The 19,186-nt window shown below is 72.5% G+C and carries 18 protein-coding genes; 10 read left to right on the top strand and 8 right to left on the bottom strand.

Annotated features, from left to right (window positions below; translation table 11 throughout):
* The first annotated feature begins 46 nt into the window (after window positions 1-46).
* On the top strand, window positions 47-1,270 hold the full coding sequence (locus OHA34_RS36745; RefSeq protein WP_285936695.1) for an SLC13 family permease: 1,224 nt from the start codon (window positions 47-49) through the stop codon (window positions 1,268-1,270).
* On the opposite strand, the gene OHA34_RS36750 is transcribed toward OHA34_RS36745, so the two are convergent.
* From OHA34_RS36750 to OHA34_RS36760, 3 genes are read right to left on the bottom strand one after another with little or no spacing between them, the layout of a single operon-like run.
* Window positions 1,260-2,243, bottom strand: coding sequence for an inositol monophosphatase family protein (locus tag OHA34_RS36750; RefSeq protein ID WP_329520170.1), 984 nt, complete (start codon window positions 2,241-2,243; stop codon window positions 1,260-1,262). The genes OHA34_RS36745 and OHA34_RS36750 overlap by 11 nt on opposite strands.
* On the bottom strand, window positions 2,240-2,944 hold the full coding sequence (locus tag OHA34_RS36755; protein WP_285936693.1) for a hypothetical protein: 705 nt from the start codon (window positions 2,942-2,944) through the stop codon (window positions 2,240-2,242). Before OHA34_RS36755 ends, OHA34_RS36750 begins: the two co-directional genes overlap by 4 nt.
* Entirely contained in the window at window positions 2,944-3,957 is a 1,014-nt protein-coding gene (locus OHA34_RS36760; RefSeq protein ID WP_329520171.1) for a hypothetical protein, read from the bottom strand. Before OHA34_RS36760 ends, OHA34_RS36755 begins: the two co-directional genes overlap by 1 nt.
* Before the next feature lie 194 nt (window positions 3,958-4,151).
* Between OHA34_RS36760 and OHA34_RS36765 the strand changes: the two genes are divergently transcribed.
* The 7 genes from OHA34_RS36765 to OHA34_RS36795 all read left to right on the top strand — a co-directional run bounded on the left by OHA34_RS36765 (window position 4,152) and on the right by OHA34_RS36795 (window position 11,875).
* On the top strand, window positions 4,152-5,330 hold the full coding sequence (locus tag OHA34_RS36765) for a sensor histidine kinase (protein ID WP_285936691.1): 1,179 nt from the start codon (window positions 4,152-4,154) through the stop codon (window positions 5,328-5,330).
* Window positions 5,331-5,431: 101 nt separating this feature from the next.
* The gene (uvrB, locus tag OHA34_RS36770; protein ID WP_285936690.1) at window positions 5,432-7,549 is read left to right on the top strand and encodes an excinuclease ABC subunit UvrB; all 2,118 of its coding nucleotides are present in this window, start codon (window positions 5,432-5,434) and stop codon (window positions 7,547-7,549) included.
* 59 nt (window positions 7,550-7,608) lie between these two features.
* A complete protein-coding gene (locus tag OHA34_RS36775) occupies window positions 7,609-8,109 on the top strand; it encodes a GNAT family N-acetyltransferase (RefSeq protein WP_285936689.1) in 501 nt (166 codons plus the stop codon).
* 76 nt (window positions 8,110-8,185) lie between these two features.
* Window positions 8,186-8,749: a hypothetical protein gene (locus OHA34_RS36780; RefSeq protein ID WP_329520172.1), complete on the top strand. Its 564-nt coding sequence runs from the start codon at window positions 8,186-8,188 to the stop codon at window positions 8,747-8,749.
* A gap of 156 nt (window positions 8,750-8,905) precedes the next feature.
* Window positions 8,906-9,961, top strand: coding sequence for an SGNH/GDSL hydrolase family protein (locus OHA34_RS36785; protein WP_329520173.1), 1,056 nt, complete (start codon window positions 8,906-8,908; stop codon window positions 9,959-9,961).
* 127 nt (window positions 9,962-10,088) lie between these two features.
* The gene (locus tag OHA34_RS36790; RefSeq protein ID WP_329520174.1) at window positions 10,089-10,622 is read left to right on the top strand and encodes a GNAT family N-acetyltransferase; all 534 of its coding nucleotides are present in this window, start codon (window positions 10,089-10,091) and stop codon (window positions 10,620-10,622) included.
* Window positions 10,619-11,875, top strand: coding sequence for an MFS transporter (locus OHA34_RS36795; protein ID WP_329520175.1), 1,257 nt, complete (start codon window positions 10,619-10,621; stop codon window positions 11,873-11,875). Before OHA34_RS36790 ends, OHA34_RS36795 begins: the two co-directional genes overlap by 4 nt.
* 4 nt (window positions 11,876-11,879) lie before the next feature.
* Here OHA34_RS36795 and OHA34_RS36800 read toward each other — a convergent pair whose 3' ends face one another.
* The 3 genes from OHA34_RS36800 to OHA34_RS36810 form a co-directional block, all read right to left on the bottom strand.
* Entirely contained in the window at window positions 11,880-12,314 is a 435-nt protein-coding gene (locus OHA34_RS36800; protein WP_285936682.1) for an ester cyclase, read from the bottom strand.
* Window positions 12,315-12,455: 141 nt separating this feature from the next.
* Entirely contained in the window at window positions 12,456-12,656 is a 201-nt protein-coding gene (locus OHA34_RS36805) for a DUF397 domain-containing protein (protein ID WP_329520176.1), read from the bottom strand.
* Complete coding sequence (locus tag OHA34_RS36810; RefSeq protein ID WP_329520177.1) at window positions 12,653-13,507, bottom strand: DUF5753 domain-containing protein; 855 nt, start codon at window positions 13,505-13,507, stop codon at window positions 12,653-12,655. The genes OHA34_RS36805 and OHA34_RS36810 overlap by 4 nt, the downstream gene beginning before the upstream one ends.
* A 147-nt stretch (window positions 13,508-13,654) precedes the next feature.
* On the opposite strand from OHA34_RS36810, the gene OHA34_RS36815 reads away from it, so the two are divergent.
* The gene (locus tag OHA34_RS36815) at window positions 13,655-14,056 is read left to right on the top strand and encodes an ATP-binding protein (protein WP_285936679.1); all 402 of its coding nucleotides are present in this window, start codon (window positions 13,655-13,657) and stop codon (window positions 14,054-14,056) included.
* Between the two features lie 97 nt (window positions 14,057-14,153).
* Window positions 14,154-15,041 (top strand): Vgb family protein, encoded by an 888-nt coding sequence (locus OHA34_RS36820; RefSeq protein ID WP_329520178.1) that lies wholly within the window; start codon window positions 14,154-14,156, stop codon window positions 15,039-15,041.
* Here the strand turns inward: OHA34_RS36820 and OHA34_RS36825 are convergent.
* Together OHA34_RS36825 and OHA34_RS36830 are read right to left on the bottom strand one after the other, a co-directional pair.
* Complete coding sequence (locus OHA34_RS36825; RefSeq protein WP_329520179.1) at window positions 15,031-17,931, bottom strand: hypothetical protein; 2,901 nt, start codon at window positions 17,929-17,931, stop codon at window positions 15,031-15,033. The two genes, OHA34_RS36820 and OHA34_RS36825, sit on opposite strands and share 11 nt — an antisense overlap.
* 105 nt (window positions 17,932-18,036) lie before the next feature.
* Window positions 18,037-19,185, bottom strand: a complete 1,149-nt coding sequence (locus OHA34_RS36830) for an NAD(P)H-dependent flavin oxidoreductase (protein ID WP_329520180.1) — start codon at window positions 19,183-19,185, stop codon at window positions 18,037-18,039.
* Window position 19,186 lies beyond the last annotated feature (1 nt).

The following is a 19,186-nucleotide window of genomic DNA, read 5'->3' on the forward strand; positions in this document are numbered from 1 at the left end:
GGCGGAGCCGGGGGAGCGGCCGGGGCGCTTATGGGATCATGACGCGGTGGCTCTCCCCGGCGACCTCCTCAGACGCGCGGCGCGCGCCCTGAGCGTCCTCGACCGAATCCGCCTCGGGCTGCTGGCCCTCGGCCTGGTCTTCGTCGCCACCGGGATGCTGCCCGCCGCGACCGCCCGCGCGAGCCTCGGCCGGATCGCGCCGCTGCTGCTGTTCCTGTTCGCCGTCATCGTGCTCGCCGAGCTGACCAAGGAGGCCGGCGTCTTCGACGCGATCGCGCAGCGGATGGCGCGAGCCGGGCGCGGCCGCTACGCCGCGCTGTTCCTGCTGTGCGTGGCGTTCGCGACGGTCAACACCGTCTTCCTCAACCTCGACACGACCGCGGTGCTGCTGACCCCGGTGATGCTGGCGCTGGCGGCGTCCGCGCGGATCGCCGCGCTGCCGCTGGCCATGACGACGGTGTGGCTGGCCAACACCGCGAGCCTGCTGCTGCCGGTGTCGAACCTGACCAACCTGCTCGCCGCCGACCAGGTGGCCCTGGAGACCCCGGCGTTCGCCGCCCGGATGTGGGCGCCGCAGCTCGCGGTGCTAGCCGTCACGATGGCGCTGCTGTGGGTCTTCTTCTGGCGGCGCCGGATGCGCGGCGCCGACACCTACGATCCGCCGGTCCCGGCGCCGGTGCGCGACCGGGTGCTGTTCTCGGCGACCGGCCTGGCGTGCCTGCTGTTCGTCGGCGCGATCCTGGCGGGCGTGCACACCGGCGTCCAGCTCGGGGTCGCCGCGTCCGCCGCCGCGCTCGTCGCCGTCGCCGCGTTCGCGGTGCGCGACCGGTCGGCGCTGCGGCCCGCGCTCGTCCCGTGGCAGCTCATGGTGTTCGTGACCGCGCTGTTCCTGGTCGTCCCGACGCTGGAGCGGTACGGGCTCGACGATCTGATGGTGGCGCTGGTCGGCACCGACGACGGCCTCGGCGGGGCGCTGCGTGCGGCGTTCGCGGGCGGCGGCCTGGCGAACGTGCTGAACAACCTGCCCGCCTACGTCGCGGGCGAGTCGGCGGTCCCGGCGGGCAACCGCGACCAGCTCCTGTCGCTGCTGATCGGGACGAACGTGGGCCCCGTCATCACCCCGTGGGGGTCGCTCGCGACGCTGCTGTGGTTCGAGTGGTGCCGCCGCTGGGACGTGCGGGTGCCGATGCGCAAGTTCGTCCTCACCGGGACGGCCCTGGCCGTGCTCGGCTGCGCCGCGGCCGTCGCGGCGCTGCTCCTCACCGGGTGAGCCGGACCCGCCCGCCCTGAGCGGCGCCGCCTGAGCCGCCCGCGCCCGCCGAGCCGCCCGTGCCCTCGGTGCCTCCGGTGCTCCCGGTGCCCGCGGCGGCCGGACGGCACGCCTGGGCGGTGGTCTCCAGCAGCCGCTCGAGCAGTGCCGGACGCGCCGCGACGAACCCGCGCTCGGCCGGGGGCAGGTCGATGCTCGGCTCGTACGGGCCGCCGTCCAGCGCGCGGAACTCGGCGCCCGCCTCCTTCGCCAGCAGCGCCCCGGCGGGCAGGTCGACCAGTTCGGGCCGGTAGCCGACGATGCCGTCGATGTCGCCGCGGGCCAGCATCACCCACGCCACCAGCGGCGCCCAGAGCTGGAGCAGGCGCCCGCAGCGCGCCTCCACCGCCGTCCGCAGCGGCAGGACGACCGGATCGCCGCGCCCGACCTCGTGCCCCTGCGTCCAGGCGAGGACGGGATTGTCGGCGCGGCCCGCGCGGGCCGCCGCGGCCAGGCGCAGCGGCGCGCCGTCCGGGCCCCGCGCGCCCTCGCCCCGCACCGCCGACCACGTCCGCCGGGTGACCGGGTCGTGGACGACGCCGAGCACCGGCACCGGGCCCGCGCACAGTGCCAGCCCGACCGCGTAGACGGGCATCCCGATCGCGACGTTGTTGGTGCCGTCGAGCGGATCGACCAGCCAGACCAGTCCCGCGTCCGCGCCGGCGGCGGTGCCCGTCCCCTCGTTCACCCCCGACTCCTCGGCGATGACGCGGTGCCCCGGGTACACCGCGCGGAGCCGCCGCAGGATCAGCGCCTCGGCGGCCAGGTCCAGCTCGGTCACCACGTCCCCGGCGGTCCCCTTGGGCCGGATCTCCAGGGGGCGGGCCATCCCGGCGCGGAGCAGGTCGCCGGCGGCCTCGGCGGCCTCGACCGCGACCCGGCGGGCCTTGGCGAGGTCGACCGGCGGGGCGGGCGAGGGGGAGCTGGATCTCATCGGGACTCTCCAGTCGCGCTCTGTCGGTGGGACGGGGCCGGGCCGTGCTCGGCGGTGATCAGCCGGGCCGCGCGCAGGGCGGCGCGCGCCGTGTCGCCGGGGTCGCACCGCGAGCGCCGCACGCGGTGCCCCGGGGTGCCGAGGGGCCCGAGCGACAGGTCGCCGCCGCCGGGCGTGCGGCGGCCGAGCGCCACGGTCGCGGCGTCCCGGCCCCCCTCGATGAGCGTGCTGTGGAAGATCCCGGCGGGCAGGGCGTAGGACTCGCCGGTGCGGTGCGCCGCCGAACCGCAGGAGGTGTAGCGGACGCCCCGCCCGGTGGCGCGCAGCTCGTCGACGTCGTCGCGGCTGACCACCTCGAACACCCGGTGCGTCGGGTCGCCGCCCGGCCCGGCGTCGTCGACCCGCACCCGCACGTTGCGCACCGTCCCGTACAGGACGAAGCTCAGCAGCTCCCAGCTGTGGCAGTGCAGCTCGGACGTCGTCGGCGGGGCGGGCCGCACCTCCGGGGACCACAGGTGCAGGCACACCCCGAACTCGCCGCTGCGCTCCACCGGCAGGCACAGGAACCCGAGCGGGTGCCGCACCGCGGCGATGCGGGACCGGCCCGCGGCGACGTCGGCGAGCACCCGGCGGGCCCAGCCCGGCAGCGTCCCGGCCGCGGTGCCCGCCGCGATCTCGCCCCGGATCTCCTCGTACCGCATCACTCGTACGGGTCCCGGGCCCGCAGCGCCTTGCGGATGATCTCGATGATGTCCCGGTCGGTGCAGCCCTGCGGCAGGTCGATCCCGATCACCTCGAAGAGCTTGCGCACCTCCTCGACGGTCGGCTCGTCGTCGAGCGGCGCCAGCCGGGCCTGCTCGATCGGGACGCGGCGCGCCTGGTCGAGGCTGGTCTGGAGCTCGGCGCTGACCCATCCGTAGTAGAACTTGCCGCTGTCGACCACCAGCGCCTCGCCGCGCGGGTCGTCGCGGGTCACCACCACCTTGGACGCGGCCAGGTCGTAGCGCAGCGTGGTCATCGTCCTGGACAGGCCGATGTCGATGTCGAGCATCCCGAACCGCTGCTTGTGCCAGCACGCGGCCAGGATCGTCGCGTACGCCTCCTTGCGGGTGCGCTCCAGCGTCCACGGCTCGCCGGTGGCGTCCGGCCCGTCGGCGACCGAGCGGCGGTGCCGCGCGTACGCCTCGCAGACCTCCGGGTGGGTCGGGTCGATGATCTCCAGCCGGAACAGCAGCGTGCGCCGCTCGCGGCGGGCCGTCGCCACGCACTCGGGCAGCGTCTTGGCGCGGATGTAGGTGCCGGTGCCGCCCTTGAACAACCACCGGTCGGTCTCGCGCCGCGCGTCGGCCAGGACCCGCGCCACCTCGGCGCCGCTGATCACCCGCACCACCGCGGTCTCGTCCAGCGCCCGCTTGGTGTCGGAGACCACGCCCTCCAGCCGGTCGAGATCGCCCAGGCGGTCGCTCAGCCCCTCCAGCGTCGCCGACGACGCGCGCAGGGTGTCGCGCACCTCGGCCTCGACAGGGATGCGGCGGCCCCGGTCGCGCAGCACCGAGGTGGCCAGCAGGCCGATCACCGCGAGGATGGCGCTGTTGGTGATCTCCGCCTCGTTCGGCAGGTCCACGCCGAGGCCGATCACCGCGACGACCACGGCGAGGACCAGAGCGATGACGGCGTCGGCGTTCTTCCCGAACCAGGTGGCGAATCGGGTCATGGTGAGCGTTGTCCCCGTCCTTGTCGGCGCCGTCATCGTAACCACAGGGCCCGTTCCAGACCACCGTTCGCGCACGGGCGCGGACGATCCGGAGCCGGAGGGCCCGATGCCCCGACGATGACGCGGTGCGCCGCCGTGTCCGCCCGTCGCGGTGGACCGGATGCCGGGGCGCCGGACCGCTATAGGCTCCTGGCATGCCCCTGCGTGCCTGGTGGTCGGCGGCTTGGCCGACGAGACGATCCCGCGCGCTGGACGTCTCCCTCGCCCTCGGCCTGGCCGCCCTCGACGGGGCCTGGCTGGCGCTCGCCGACGGGAGGTTCTGGCTCCCCACCGCGGCGGTCTCCGCGGCCAGCGTGGTGCTCGGCCTCGCGCTGGTGGTGCGGCGCGCCCACCCGGTCGCGCTCATGGTGTTCCTGCTGATCTGGGGCACGGCCACCGGCGGCGGCGCGTTCGCCGCGCTGGTCGTCCTCTACTCGCTGGGCGCCTACACCGCGTCCCGCCGGACGGTGTGGGCGCTCGCCGTCCTCGGCTACCTGTTCTTCCTGATCTTCCCCGGGCCGACGTCCGACGACGTCTCGTTCCTCGCCCAGGCCCTCTTCGGCGTGACCTTCGTCACTGTTCCGCTCCTCCTCGGCCTCTACATGGGCGCCCGCAAGCAGCTCGTGGCCACCCTCCAGGAGCGCGCGGCGCGGCTGGAGCGCGAGCAGCACCTGCTGGCCGAGCGGGCCCGGGGCGAGGAGCGCACCCGCATCGCGCGGGAGATGCACGACGTGGTCGCCAACCGGGTCAGCGTCATGGTCGTCCACGCGGGCGCGCTCAAGGCGATCGCCGCCCGCGATCCCGAGCGGGCCGCCGAGACGGCCGGGGTGATCGGCGACATGGGGCGGCAGGCGCTGGAGGAGCTCCGCCAGGTGATCGGGGTCCTGCGGCAGGGCGAGGAGGCCCTCCCGCAGGACGCCCCGACGCTGCTGCACGTCCGCGAGCTGATCGGCCAGTCCGGCGCCGCCGGGCTCCGCGTCGACCTGTCGGTCCGCGGCGAGGACCGCCCGATGCCCGCCACGGTGGGCCGCACCGTGTACCGGCTGGTCCAGGAGGCCCTGACCAACGTGCACAAGCACGCCGCCGCCGCCGACACCCGGATCGACCTGCGCGTCCTGCCCGAGGCCGTCGAGGTCGAGGTGACCAACGGCGCCTCCGGCGGCGCCCCCCAGCACGGGCTGCCGAGCGGCGGGAACGGCCTGGTCGGGCTCCGCGAGCGGGTCAACGGGCTGGGCGGCTTCTTCGAGGCCGGGCCGAGCGCCGAGGGCGGGTACGCGCTGCGCGCCCGGATCCCGCTGCCGGCGCCCTCCGACGGGACCGCTCCGGCGCTGTGACCTCGGGGAATGCCCTCCCCGTCAGGATTGTCGTACCCGCTGAATAGAGTGGTGAGGCGGGCCGCTGCGGTCCGCGGGGGAGCGGCAGGGAAGGGGCGAGGATGCGGCCGATCACCGATCTGCGGCGCAGGGTGGCGCCGTTCGAGGTCGTCACCGAGATGACGCCCGCGGGCGACCAGCCCCAGGCGATCGCCGAGCTGACCGACCGGGTCGGGCGTGACGTCAAGGACTCGGTGCTGCTGGGCGCCACCGGCACCGGCAAGACCGCCACCATCGCCTGGCTGGTCGAGAAGCTCCAGCGGCCGGTGCTGGTCATGCAGCCCAACAAGACGCTGGCCGCGCAGTTCGCCAACGAGCTGCGCGAGATGATGCCGGGCAACGCCGTCGAGTACTTCGTCTCGTACTACGACTACTACCAGCCCGAGGCCTACATCCCGCAGACCGACACCTATATCGAGAAGGACTCCTCGATCAACGACGAGGTCGACCGGCTGCGGCACTCGGCGACCAACTCGCTGCTGACCCGCCGCGACACCGTCGTGGTGGCGTCGGTGTCGTGCATCTACGGCCTCGGCACCCCGCAGGAGTACGTCGACCGGATGGTGCGGCTGCGCGTCGGCCAGACGATCGAGCGCGACGACCTGCTCCGGCAGCTCGTCGGCATGCAGTACTCGCGCAACGACCTGGCGTTCACCCGGGGCACCTTCCGGGTCCGCGGCGACACCGTCGAGATCATCCCGCAGTACGAGGAGCTCGCCGTCCGGATCGAGATGTTCGGCGACGAGATCGAGAAGCTGGCCACCCTGCACCCGCTCACCGGCGAGGTGATCACCGAGGACGAGGAGCTGTACGTCTTCCCCGCCTCGCACTACGTCGCCGGCCCCGAGCGGATGGAGCGGGCGATCGGCGGCATCGAGGCCGAGCTCACGGACACGCTCGCCACGATGGAGCGGCAGGGTCGGCTGCTGGAGGCGCAGCGGCTGCGGATGCGCACCACCTACGACATCGAGATGATGCGCCAGATCGGCACCTGCTCGGGCATCGAGAACTACTCCCGGCACATCGACGGCCGCGACGCCGGCACCGCGCCCAACACGCTGATCGACTACTTCCCCGAGGACTTCCTGCTGGTCGTCGACGAGTCGCACCAGACCGTCCCGCAGATCGGTGCGATGTACGAGGGCGACGCCTCCCGCAAGCGGATGCTCGTGGAGCACGGCTTCCGGCTGCCGTCGGCGATGGACAACCGCCCGCTGAAGTGGGAGGAGTTCCTCGACCGCATCGGGCAGACCGTCTACCTGTCGGCCACGCCCGGCTCGTACGAGATGAACCGGGTCAAGGGCGACGTGGTCGAGCAGGTCATCCGCCCGACCGGGCTGATCGACCCCGAGATCGTGGTCAAGCCCACCAAGGGCCAGATCGACGACCTCATCCACGAGATCCGGCTGCGCACCGAGCGCGACGAGCGGATCCTGGTGACCACGCTCACCAAGAAGATGTCCGAGGACCTCACCGACTACCTCCTCGAACTCGGCATCCAGGTCCGCTACCTGCACAGCGAGGTCGACACGCTGCGCCGCATCGAGCTGCTGCGCGAGCTGCGCGCGGGCGAGTTCGACGTCCTGGTCGGCATCAACCTGCTGCGCGAGGGCCTCGACCTGCCCGAGGTGTCGCTGGTGGCGATCCTGGACGCCGACAAGGAGGGCTTCCTCCGCTCGGAGACCTCGCTGATCCAGACCATCGGCCGCGCCGCCCGCAACGTGTCCGGCCAGGTGCACATGTACGCCGACACCGTCACCCCGTCGATGGAGCGGGCGATCGACGAGACCAACCGGCGCCGCGCCAAGCAGCAGGCCTACAACACCGAGCACGGCATCGAGCCCACCGCGCTCCGCAAGCGCATCGCCGACATCCTCGACTCGCTCGTCCGCGAGGACGCCGACACCGAGACCCTGATCGGCGGCGGCGGGCGGCAGCAGAGCCGCGGCAAGGCCCCCGTCCCCGGCCTCGGCTCCCGCGCCCGCGAGGCCGGCCGGCACGCCGCTGATCTGGTCGGCGAGCGCCCCCGCGAGGAGCTGGAGGCGCTGATCGAGTCGATGAGCGAGCAGATGCACCAGGCCGCCGTCGACCTCCAGTTCGAGCTGGCCGCCCGGCTCCGCGACGAGATCAAGGAGCTCAAGCGCGAGCTCCGCGACATGAAGGAGGCCGGCGTCAGGTGACCGGCGCCGCCTCCCGGAATACGGTCGTGGGCGGACGCGGCGCGGCGTACCATCGCGCCATGGACCTGGAGCCGCGGCCGGCGGCGGTCGGCGACCTTCCCCTCCTGCCGGCGATCGAGGAGTCCGCTGACGGGCTGTTCGCCCCCCTCGGCATCGTGTTCCCGCCCGGCCCGACCGTGGTGGAGCAGATGGCGGAGCGGGGCGCCGAGATCCTCGTCGCCGGCGATCCCCCGCTGGCCTACACCGTCGTCGACGAGCTCGACGGGGCCGTCCACCTGGAGCAGATCTCCGTGCACGCCGACCACGTGCGCCGGGGGATCGGCGGCCGGCTGCTCGGCGCGGTGCGGGCGCGGGCGGCCGAGGCCGGGTCGCCCGGGGTCAGCCTGCTGACCTTCCGGGACGTCCCGTGGAACGCCCCCTGGTACGCCCGGCGCGGTTTCGCCGAGCTGCCCCGCGAGCGCTGGGGCCCCGGGCTGCGGGCGCTGTGGGCGGCCGAGATCGACGCGGGCCTGCACGACCTCGGCCCGCGCCTGGTCATGTGGGCCCCCACCGCCCGCTGACACCGTTCCGGACGCCCCGCGGCGCTCTTCCGGCGGCGGCCACGAACCCGTCCGCAGGGCGCGGCGTCGTACGGGCATGGGACGACGGGCGTGGAGCAGGGTGACGGCGGCGGCGCTGCTGCTGGGCGGCGCGGGGGCAGTGACGGCGTGCAGCCCTCTTGTCTACGGCGACGCCGGGATGACGCTGGACGGCGCCGGGCGGCCCCTCATCGTGGCCGCATGGTGCGACGGGCACCCTCCGCTGAGGTTCATCCTCCACTCCCGCGAGGACGGCTCAGAGGTCGCGTTCGTCATGGACGCGCCGCAGGTGCGGGGGAACTACGCCGAGATCCTGGTCGGGCCGCTGCTGAAGAACCGGCCCCCCGGCCGGTCGATGGCGGTGTTCCGCCCAGATCAGAGCTACCAGCTCCACACGGCGTTCAAAGGCAGTGGAAGCGACATTGGGCCGCCGTTCAGGCCCGGGCTCCTCAAAGGGAACGGTCAGGTCTACCTGGGCCATGAGCGCATGCCGGACCCGCAGTCCACCGCCCGGGGGAGCAGCGCGCAGGACGGGCCCAGCGCCTCTGCCTCACCGGATCCGCGCCGTGTGTACTCCAGCGTTCCGCAGCTCCGGAGCAGGGTGAAGCGCACGCTCTGCTAGGCGTCGTGCGGTCGTGGCCCGCCAGTATCGTGGTCCTTTCGGACGACGGCTCCCCGGCCCGTCCCGCCCCCGAGTTTGTGATCTACAATGTAAAGGCGGGAACCCGGGACGCTCCGGAGACGTCCGTCGTCAGGGGACGAACGAGGGGGAGGGGCGATGGCGAGCCCGCGGTCATGGCCGGGACGGGTGCGCGCGCGTCTCGGTGAACGGGGGTCGGCCCTCGCGGTGCTCGTGCTCCTGCTGGTCCTGGTGGTCGGGACGCTGGTGGCGATGCCCGCGACGCGTTGCGAGGTGTTCGGCGGCGGCTGCCGGAAGCCGGCCCGCGAGCCGCACGCCGACCCGGCCGAGCCCGCCGGGCGGCCGGTCGACCCGGTCGCGGCGGCCACGCGCGGTGCGTACGTGGCGCTCGGCGACTCCTACTCCTCGGGGGTCGGCGCCGAGGCCGGCGCCGCCGACCAGAACCCGCTGGACCGCTGCCACCGCACGTCCAAGGCGTACTACCACCAGGTGTCCACGGCGTTCGGGTTCGCGGGCGGCGGGTCGTTCTGGGCCTGCTCGGGCGCGACCACCGGCGACGTCCTGAAGGGCAAGGGCGGCGAGCCGCCGCAGCTCGGCCGGCTGGGCGCCGGGACCAGCCTGGTGACGATCAGCATCGGCGGCAACGACATCGGGTTCTCCAAGATCCTGGCCGGCTGCGTGGTGAAGCTGCCGTGGAGCAAGGGCTGCCAGGGCCAGGGCCCCGACATCGCGACCCGGATGGCGACGCTTCGCCAGACGCTGCCCGACCTGGTCACCGAGATCACCCGGCGCGCCCCCCGTGCCCGGGTGATCATGATGGCGTACCCGCGCGCGTTCTCCGAGGTCTCCGGCGTGGACGGCGACAACATCACCGTGGCCGATCAGCGCTGGCTGAACGCGCGGACGCACGACCTGGGGGAGCTGGTCCGGGAGACCGCCGCCGAGGCGGACGAGCGGATCGCCGCCGCCCACGGCGCGGGCAGCGTGGAGTTCGTCGACGCCTACAGCGCGTTCGCCGGGCACGAGGTCGGCAGCATTGACCCGTACATGAACGGGCTGGCGGTGAGCCTGTCGGCGCTGGCGGCCGAGCCGCGCAGCTTCCACCCGACCGTCAAGGGCCACGAGGCGCTCGCGGGCCTGTTCATCGCGCAGATCAAGAAGGGCCCCGGCCGCCCCCTCGCCGAGCCCCGCTGACCCCGGCGACGACCAATTCGATGGTCCATGACGGGGCGGCCAGGTCTGGATCCACGACCCCCCACCGGCAAGGAGGCGCATTGATGCGAACTTGTCGTAGTTGCGAACTTCTTGCAATAATCCGGCCATGTCGAATCGACCATTGACCGGCCCGTCCGCCCCGAGCCCGCGTCCGCCGGAGGGTTCCCATGCCTGGCGGGTGCGGCAGGCGGCGGAGGACGACGTCCCGGAGCTCGTCCGGCTGCGGGCGATGCTGTTCGAGACCCTCGGCGGCGAGTTCTTCAACCCCTCCTCGGCAGGCGCCGACTGGCGGGACGCCCTCGGCCGGGTTCTGAAGCAGAAGCTGACCGACGACGACGCGCAGATCCTCGTCGTGGACGGCGACGACGGCCTCGCCGCCTGCGGCATCGGCACCATCGAGCAGTGGTTCCCCGGCCCGCACTCGCGGAACGGCCGGATCGGGCACGTGATCGGCGTCGTCACCGCCCCGGAGTACCGGCGGCGCGGATACAGCCGCGCCGTCATGCAGGGCCTGCTCGACTGGTTTCGCGGACGCGACGTCGTCCGGGTGGACCTGTACGCCTCCACCGGCGGCGAACCGCTCTACCGCGAACTCGGCTTCGACGACCACCCCGACCCCGCGCTGTACTGGCGCCCGTGACGGACGTCCGGCCCGGCCAGGAGGTCGGCCGCGTCACCCCTGAGCGGTACCGGTGGGTCATCCTCGGCATCGCCACCTTCACCCAGGCCGCCTCCGGCTTCTTCGTGCAGGGCATCGGGGCGATGGGCGTCCACCTTCAGCGCGACCTGGACCTGAGCACGGCCCAGCTCGGGCTGCTGCTCTCGGCGGCCCAGACGGTCCCCTTGGCCGGGCTGCTGGTGGCCGGGGAACTGCTGGACCGCCACAGCGAACGCTGGGTCGTCGGGACGGGCGCCTGCGTGGTCGCCGCCGCCCTGCTCCTGGGAAGCGCGGCGCCGGGGTACGCGGCCCTGCTCCTCGTCCTGCTGATCGTCGGCGCCGGATACAGCACCGTCCAGCCCGGCGGGAGCAAGTCGGTGGCGTCCTGGTTCGACGCGTCCCAGCGGGGGCTGGCGATGGGCATCCGCCAGGCGGGCCTGCCGCTGGGCGGCGTGCTGGCCGCCGCCGCGCTGCCCTTCCTCGCCGACGCCTTCGGCTGGCGGGCGACGCTCGTGGTGGGCGGGCTCGTCGCGCTCGCGGGAGCGGCCGTCTTCATCACCTTCTACCGCCGTCCGCCCGCCCCTGGCGCTCCGCACGGGACCGAGCCGCACGCCTCGCCGGCGGCGCGGCTCGGCACCTGGGCGCGGATGCTCCGGGAACCGTCCATGGTGAAGATCCTGCTGTCCGGGACGAGCCTGGTCTCGGTGCACAGCGGCGTGGGCGTGCTGACCGTGCTGTACCTCCACGACACCACGTCCCTGGGCGCCGGGCCCGCGGCTCTCGTCCTCGTGGCGGTCCAGGGGGCGGGCGCCGCCGGCCGCGTCTGCCTGGCCGCCTGGAGCGACCGCCGCGGGTCCGGGCGCTACACCTGCGTCATGGCCTGCATGGCCGCCGTGATCGCAGGGATGATCGCACTGATGACGCCCCTCGGGCATTCGCCCGCGGTGGCCTGCCTGCTGTTCATCTGGCTCGGGTTCTTCGGGATCGGCTGGTACGGGCCCTGGGTCGCCTACGTGGCCGAGTCGGCGCCACCGGGCAGGACCGGGGCCACCCTCGGTCTGGCCATGGCCGTCACCCAGATCGCCGTCATCCTGGCGCCGCCCGTCCTCGGCCTGCTCAAGGACCTCACCCACAGCTTCACCCCGGCCTGGGCCCTCCTGTCGGTGATGACCGCCGTCACCCTCACGGTCACGGCACGAAGCGGCCGACAGCGCCGACCAGCAGGGGCCCGGTGAGGGACTACGCCTGGATGTGGCCGAGCTGCCGTAGCTGCGAGTAGAGGTCGACGACTCCCCAGAAGTCGGTGATCCGGCCATCGGCGAAGCGGGCGATGAAGATCTCGTTGTAGGTGACGGACGTGCCGGTCGGGGGCATGCCCCGGTACTCACCGGAGTTGGTCCCGGTGACCGTCTGCCGGGCGACGATCTTGTCTCCCTCGGCGATCAGGTCCTCGACCGTGACGTGGATGTCGGGGAACGCGCGCAGGAGGGTCTCCCAGATGCGCTTCTGCGCCGGCACCGCGGCCACGCCGGTCCGCTCCGCCGTGTGGAACCGTCCGTCCGGGTGGATGAACTCGTCGATCGCCTTCGAGATGACCTCCAGATCGCCGCTGTTCACGGCGCTGTGGAAGTGGTGGTACGTCTCCTTGTTGCGTGCTTCCTGGGCTGTGGACATGGCGCCTCTCCCTAGGTCGAGCCGGTGCGGTCATGGACGCCCACAACGGGACGCCTGGCAAGGGGAACCGGCGTCTCGGTAGTGATGACGAGGCAGCCCCTCGGATCGTGACGCCGGCGCGTCGCCGGGCCTCGCGGCAGGCTAGATGCTCTGCGCCTTGACGCCGCTCACGAACTCCCGCCAAGCCCGCGGGCCGAAGGAGAGGACGGGGCCGTCCGGATCCTTGGAATCGCGCACGGCCACCATGTGGTGAGGCCGCGCCACCTCGACGCAGTCGTTGCCCTGAGAACCGGTTCGACTGCTCTTGCGCCATACGACATCGACCCGCTCCACATCCTTCATAGCTCTGACACTATTCGGTGGATCAGGTCTTGTGAGGCTGACTCGGGTAGCGTTGATGAACGAATCTGCTCGAATACTTCCCGGTACTGAGTGGTCGCTGCATCATCCTCTTCGGTCCATTGGCTGGTCAGGTGATCGGCGTGCACCACACTGAGGATCGGAGGTGATCCTATGTCCGTAAGCTGGAACTCCCCAGCGTAGTCCGGGCCGGCCTCGGCCGTCAGTGGCGAGACGTGGATCGACACATGGTCTTGCTCCGAATCGTTGAGCAGCCTTCTGAGTTGGGCGCGCATGACGTGACGTCCGCCCCGCACCCGGCGGAGGGCCGCCTCGTCGATGATGACGTTGAAGGTCGCCGGTTCAGCCCGTCGCAGAATTCCTTGCCTTGCCAGGCGAAATTCCACATAGCGGTTCAGGGTGCTCGGTGAATGCGAAGTCCTGATGCCGCGAATCACCGCCGATGCGTATTCTTCGGTTTGAAGGAGGCCCGGGATGAAGGTGGTCTCGGTCGAGACGATGAGTGAGGCGCAATCCTCTAGGGTCGCGCGGTCCCGACCTCCGTGGGTGACCACGTCCTTGAACGTGTCCCACCAGCCGCTTTGGTGTTCTTGTTCGGCGAGGGTCAGCAGGGCGGCGCGGAGGTCGGTGGGGACGGCGTAGCGGTCGAGGATGAAGGCCAGGTCGCGGAGGCGGAGGGGCTGGTTGCCGTTCTCGATCAGGCTCAGGGAGGAGCTGGACCGTTCGAGGAGGCGGCCCGCGGTCTTGAGGGTGTGGTCCGATTCCTCCCTGATCGTTCGGAGCGTTCTGCCGATCTTGCGGAGGCGGACGGTGGAGGGGGATGCTTCCGGCATGTGGTCAGACTGTCACGCCCCGCAGTCGGGTGAGCGGGTGAAAGGCCAACGCTGAAATTCCAGTTTCTGGAACTCGCGCAGGCCACGGAACGTGTTGTCCCGCTCGCGCGCTGCGATGAACCTGGGTCCCTCGGCGAAGGGACACTGATGGCATCCAGTGAGGTGATCGCGTCGCTCACGCTTCCGGGGGTGGAGCGGTCTGCGGCGCAGGTCCGGATGTTCGCGCGGGACGCGCTCGGTGCGGGGCATCCCTCGCTCGACGACGTCCAGACGTGCGTGAACGAGGCGTTCACCAACGGCATCGAGCACACGGCGTCGGGGCGCGGCGGGAAGGTCACGGTGACGTTCGCGACGGCGGGCGGCGACGTTCTCGCGGAGGTGACCGACGACGGCGCGGGCGGGGCGCGGCCGTGCCCGCGCGACGATCCGATGTCCGAGGACGGCCGGGGCCTGCGGATCATCGAGGCGCTCACGCTGGGCTGGGGGATACGGCCGGACGGGCAGCGGACGACGGTGTGGATGCGGTTCCCCGGTCCGCCGCCGTGCTGAGCACGGAAAAGGAGTTGCGTCCGGCACGGGCACGCAGCAGGGTGACGGCGGTCTCTGGTAGAGAGATCACAGACCCGACGTCCGAGAGGCACTTCCCATGCAGCGCACCGGCCAGCCGTCCGTCCAAGAGTTCTCGGTGGGAGGCGAGCCGTACGGCATCGCGGCCGGGGCCGACGGGGCGCTGTGGCTCACCTTGCACAAGAGCGGCGAGATCGTGCGTCTCGCCGTCAACGGCGGGCTCGACCGCTATCCGGCGGGCCCGCCCGGATGCTCGCCGACCGTCATCACGCCCGGCCCTGACGGGGCGCTGTGGTTCGCGCGCACCGGCGACCACCACCTCGGCCGGATCAGCACGGGCGGCGACGTCACCGGGTTCGCGGTTCCGACGCCCGGCAGCGGACCGTACGGCATCGCGGCGGGCCCGGACGGCGCACTGTGGTTCACCGAGATGAACACCGACCGGATCGGCCGCGTCACGACCGGCGGCGAGTTCACCGAGTTCCCGTTGCCGGTCGCGGGCGGCTACCCCTCGATGATCGCGGCGGGCGCGGACGGGGCGCTGTGGTTCACCCTCAACCAGGCGAACGCGATCGGCCGCATCAGCGTGGGCGGCGACGTCGTGCTGCACCCGCTGCCGACCGGCGGCGCCGCCCCGGTGGGTATCGCCCGCGGCGCCGACGACGCCCTGTGGTTCGTCGAGATCGGGGCGGGGCAGGTCGGCCGGATCACCGTGGACGGCGAGATCCGGGAGTTCCCGCTTCCCGACCGTGGCGCCAAGCCCCATGCGATCGCGGCGGGTCCGGACGGCGCCTGCTGGTTCACCGAGTGGGGCGGGAACCGGATCGGCCGCGTCACCCTGAGCGGCGAGGTCACCGGCTATGACCTCCCGACGCCGTCCTCGGAGCCGCACGGCATCGCGGCGGGTCCGGACGGCGCGGTCTGGACGGCCCTGGAGATCGGGACGGCGGCCCGCCTCACTTCATGACCTCGGCCCAGGTCGGGCACGGCTTCAGGCCGGGGATGCGCCGATCGCCGTTGATCTTGCCGCAGACCAGGGTGCGTTCCGGCGTCCCCTTCTTGTCGGGCGCGACCTTGAGGAGCGTCAGCCCCTGGTGGCCGGGGTCGGGGTAGCCGTTGAAGTCGATGTCGCCGGTGGCGGCCAGGGGCACGCGCAGGCGGCGCAGCTCCAGCAGTACCGAGCCGGAGGTGACGCGGCTGCTGCCGGGGATCGGGTCGCCCCCGCCCTTGCCGGGACGCAGCGCGCTGAAGGCGTTCTGCGCGGCCTGGCTCAGGGCGACGACCGCGTCGTATCCGAGGGCCATCTGGCCGTCCGCCAGGAGCGGCTCGTCCTCCCTCACCTTGCTGCCGCCGATGCCCAGCAGCGAGTCGGTCAGCTTGAAGAACGCGTTCACGCGGCTCGTCTTCGCGGTGAGCAGCGTGGGCAGGTACACGAACGCGGTGTGGTACACGGTGACGTTTGGGGGCAGTTCTACCTGGTTGTCGTCGGTGCTGTTGCCGAACCTGATCTTGGTCACGTCGTCGCCCGCCAGGATGCTCAGCTTCTTCTTCCCGCCGGCGCATTCGCCGAGGACGAGGCCGTTCATCAGGCCGGGGAGGTCCTCGGCCCGGCCGGCGAAGTACACCAGGCCGTACGGTGCGGTGCGGGCGCCGGTGCACTTGCCCTGGACGATGTTGCCGATGTCGCTGTCGTCGGTGTAGTCGACCACGTCGTCGTCGCGCTGGGGATCGAGCTTGAGCGCCTCGATGGCGTCGTCGGCGATCTGTTTGCTGTAGAGGTCCCCCGACGGGCCGGGCTTGCGGCGGACGATGAGGGCGCGTCCGGCCCGGTCGCCTTTCGGTACCCGGGTGGTCGCGGCGGCCTCGTCCTGGTTGGTGGCGGCGAGGCCGTAGAAGGGGAGCCCCTGCCGGGGGAGCGCGTCGGAGGAGTTGACGGTGTTGACGACGGGCAGGCCCTTGCCGACGAGATCGTTGATCGCAGTCTCGGAGTTCCTGGTGTTGCGGCCGATCCCGACGACGCCGACGACGGTCGGGTCGTTGCGGGCCAGGCGGAGGATGAGGTCGGCCATCGGGACGGCGTACTTCATGTCCTGGCCGGTGTTGGCGGGCAGGAGCCGCACCTTCAGGGGGTTGTCGATCTTGTTGGCGCCTTGGTCGTTGTTGCGCATCTGCGACAGGTAGGCGCCCGCGAGTTCCTCGATGCTGCTGACGGTCCGGTCGTCCTGTCCTTCCGGCGCGGCCAGCACGCCCGCATAGATCAGCGTCACGTACGGGTCCGGCCGCTTCAGGATCCTCTCGTTCTCCTCGTGGATCTTGCGTTGCAGGTCGGCGAGGGTGAGGTCGGCGCCCTTGTTGTTCGGGTTCGGGAGCCGGCGCTCGCCTGCCAGCGTGACACTGTCGTGCGTCCGCTCGAACCGGGTGCCGTCGGTGGAGACGCCGATGCATTCGCGGTCGGTGCCGGTGCCGCGCAGGCGGGTGTCGGTATTGCGGTTGAAGGCGAGGTCGACGTGGCAGTAGGTCGAGCGCAGATGCACCTGGGCGTAGGTCGCGGCGACGGCGCCGAGGGCGGCTGCGGCGACGAGGCTGCGCCAGGACCACAGCCACGTCCAGCGGGGACGGCGCCGGACGAGGAAGGCGGGGGCGTCGTCGCCGGACCGCTCCGCCCGGGGGTCCCCACCGACGGGGATGCGCAGCAGCCACGGGAGGGGGACCGCCTCGCTGGGGCTCTGCGCGGTGCCGAGCGACGAGCGCCACTGCTCGTAGCGGTCCTTGGGAGGGTCGCCGGCGCCGGCGGGGCCGCCGAGCGCGCCGCCGTGCCCGGGGGCCATGGTGGCGATGACGACCAGGGGCGGGAACTCGCTGCGCCGGGCGCGGATGTCGCTCATGGACGACAGCACGTGGACGCCGCCGTTGCGGCTGCCGACGCCGGACAGGAACACCACCGGCGGCGCGGGCCGCTTGAAGCCGCGCAGGCTGGGCGCGAAGCGGCGGTGGTTGTGCCGCATGTCCTCCAGCAGCGCGAAGGTCTTCATCTGGAGGAGGAACCGGGCCGCGTCCGGCTTGGTCAGCCGGTCGAACACGCGGTGCATGCGGCCCTCGAAGCCGAGGTCGTCGCCGTCCTCGTCGCCGTCGCCGAGGACGGCGAAGAATGAGGTGCTGGCGAACCAGCGGTACCGGCCGCCCCAGCCGAGGCGGGACAGCACCGGCAGCCAGAGGCGGCGGGTGGTAAGTCCGACCAGCAGCAGGAGCAGCGCGATGACCAGTGCCGCGGCCGTGATCAGCGGCTTGCGGTTGGTCTGGTCGGCGATGCCGCCGGCGAGGACGGCGACGACCGCGAGGAGGGAGCCGCCGACGGTGGACCACCAGGCGGGGGCGCGCAGGGTGTCGCCGGGCCAGCGGAAGAGCCCGGCGCGCTCGTTCCAGACGGCCACCGCGGAGACGGGGGAGCGGCGGTAGGGCGGGTCGTTCTCGCCGTCCTGGCGGGCGGCGGCCTGGAAGGACTGGACGAGGTCGGCGCGGGGGAACCGGAACCGGCCGAACTGCGATCGGGTGTTGCTCCAGGTCAGCGGCTGGGACAGGCGGTCGATGAGCGCGATCGCCGCGGTGAGCTCGGCGGCGTCGCCGTCGCCCTCGCTGTCGGTGAGCACGGGGGACACCACGGGCAGCGCCATCTCGGCCGCGGCGTGCTTGAGCTCCTCGACGAACGCCTCGGGGACCGCGGGCCCGGCGCCGGCCTCGGCGTCCAGGACGATCACCGGGAACGGGCGGGCGTTCAGGCGCCAGGGCATCCGGCTGGTGAGCCAGTCGAAGAGCGCGAAGAGGCCGCGTCCGGGGTCGTCGGGGCTGGGATTGCTCACTGCTGGGGTACCTGTCGCCGGGGACGGGTCGGGTGTCGCTATCCGGGAGCCTAGGACCCGATCGGCGGTCCGAACATGTCAAGTTCCACAGCCGCGGGCGCGGGATCAGCCCTCGGTGAGGGCGTTCAGGCGGCCGATGGCCTCGGCGAACTCCGTCATGATGTCGTAGACGACCTGGCGGGCGGGCTTGACGGTGTTCATCTGCCCGACGATCTGGCCGACGAAGTAGTTGGCCAGCTCACGGGCTCCCGGGTTGCCGGAATCGGCCATTTTGTCGATCTGCATCATTGCACCCTGCGAGATGATCATCTGGAGCGGCATGCCGAGCGCGCCGGGGCTGCCGGGCCCCTCCCACTCCTGCGTCCACTTCGAGACGAGCTGCCGGGCCGGTTTGCCGGTGCGCGACCGCGACCGGATCGTGTCGCGGGAGGTGGCGGCCAGGAGCTTCTCCTTGACCGCGGGCGCGGTCTCGGCCTCCTCGGTGGTGAGCCAGACCGAGCCGCACCAGACGCCGGACGCGCCGAGCGCCATCGCGGCGGCCATCTGCCGGCCGGTGCCGATGCCGCCGGCGGCGAGCACCGGCACGGGCGCGACGGTGTCGACGACCTCGGGGACCAGGACCATGGTGGAGATCTCGCCGGTGTGCCCGCCGGCCTCGCCGCCCTGCGCGACGATCAGGTCGACGCCCGCGGCGACCTGGCGGTGGGCGTGCTCGGCGGTGCCGACCAGCGCGGCGACCGGGACGCCGGCGTTCTTGGCCTTCTCCACCATGAGCGGCGGCGGCGTGCCGAGCGCGCTGGCGATGAGCCCGATCGGGTGCGCGAGGGACACCTCGATCAGCTCGGCGGCGCCCTCCCTGGTCACCTGGGTGCCGCCGCGGCCGGATCCGGCCCGCTTGGCCTTCTCGAAGTCGGGCAGCGGCACCCCGTACTTCTCGAACAGGCCGAACAGGAACCGCCAGTGCTCCTCGGGGACGGCGGCGAGCATCGTGTCGAGGCCGCCCTCGCCGCGGCCGGCCCGCTCGGCCGACTCGTCGATCTTGGCGGGAACCAGGACGTCGACCCCGTACGGGCGCCCGCCCACGTGGTCGTCGATCCAGCGCAGCTCCTCCTCGAGCCGGTCCGGGGTGTAGGCGACGGCGCCGAGCACGCCGAGGCCGCCGGCGTTGGTGACGGCGGCGACCACGTCGCGGCAGTGGCTGAAGGCGAAGAGCGGGAACTCGATCCCGAGGGTGTCGCAGATGTCGGTGCGCATG

Source organism: Spirillospora sp. NBC_01491, from assembly GCF_036227065.1.
GTDB classification, from domain to species: domain Bacteria; phylum Actinomycetota; class Actinomycetes; order Streptosporangiales; family Streptosporangiaceae; genus Spirillospora; species Spirillospora xylanilytica.